Annotated in this window: 1 protein-coding gene; it reads left to right on the forward strand. The window is 63.5% G+C overall.

The features are described from left to right. The coding region (locus ACQKE4_RS20755) for an IS256 family transposase (protein ID WP_427390114.1) at positions 1–1,104 on the forward strand (1,104 nt) is incomplete at its 5' end. Positions 1,105–1,133: the final 29 nt, after the last annotated feature.

Genomic DNA, 1,133 nt, shown 5'->3' on the forward strand with positions numbered 1-1,133 from the left:
CGGCTCGACGATGGACGTCAGGCCGTGGTCCGCAACGGCTACCTGCCCGAGCGCACGGTCCAGACCGGGATTGGGGATGTCAGCGTGCAGGTGCCCAAGGTGCGTGACCGCAGCGGCGGTGGTGCTCGCTTCAACAGCAGCCTGCTGCCGCCCTACCTGAAGCGGGCCCGCAGCATCGAGGAACTGATCCCCTGGCTCTACCTGAAGGGGATTTCCACTGGCGACTACCAGGAGGCGCTGGCGGCGCTGCTGGGCGACCAGGCCAAGGGGCTCTCGGCCAACACGGTGTCTCGGCTCAAGAAACAGTGGGAAGACGAGCATACCGAGTGGCGGCAGCGTGACCTGTCAGACCGTCGCTACGTCTACTGGTGGGCCGACGGCGTGTACAGCAACGTGCGCATGGATGACCGCCTGTGTCTGCTGGTGATCATCGGCGTCACGGAGCAGGGCCGCAAGGAGCTGGTGGCCGTCGAGGACGGCTTCCGTGAGTCGGCAGACAGCTGGGAAACGCTGCTGACGGGGCTGCGAGAGCGCGGTCTGACTCAAGCCCCCAAGCTGGCGGTGGGCGACGGTGCCATGGGGTTCTGGTTGGCGCTGAGCAAGATCTACCCGGAAACCGACCATCAGCGCTGCTGGGTCCACAAGACCGCTAACGTGCTGAACAAGCTGCCGAAATCAGTGCAGCCCAAGGTCAAGGCCGACCTCCATGACATCTGGATGGCCGAGACCCGCTTTGATGCGCACAAGGCCTTCGATCGCACGTTGAAACGCTTCGAGGCCAAGTACCCCAAGGCGATGGCGTGCCTGGCCAAGGATCGGGACGAGCTGCTGGCGTTCTACGACTATCCAGCAGAGCACTGGGTGCATATCCGCACCACCAACCCGATCGAGTCGACCTTCGCCACGGTCCGTCTACGGAGCAAGCGCAGCCGGAACTGCGGATCCCGGGCGACGACCCTGGCGATGGTCTTCAAGCTGCTCCAGAGCGCCGAGAAACGCTGGAAGCGCATCAAGGGGTTCAGCAAGCTGGAGCTGGTCGTGAACAACGTCCGGTTTCAGGATGGGGAGCAGGTAACCGATCAATCAGACAGGACTGCCGCCTGACTGCCATCCACCAGATTTGACTATAACTC

The sequence above is a fragment of the Halomonas sp. NPDC076908 genome (genome assembly GCF_050269715.1).
Lineage (GTDB): Bacteria > Pseudomonadota > Gammaproteobacteria > Pseudomonadales > Halomonadaceae > Vreelandella.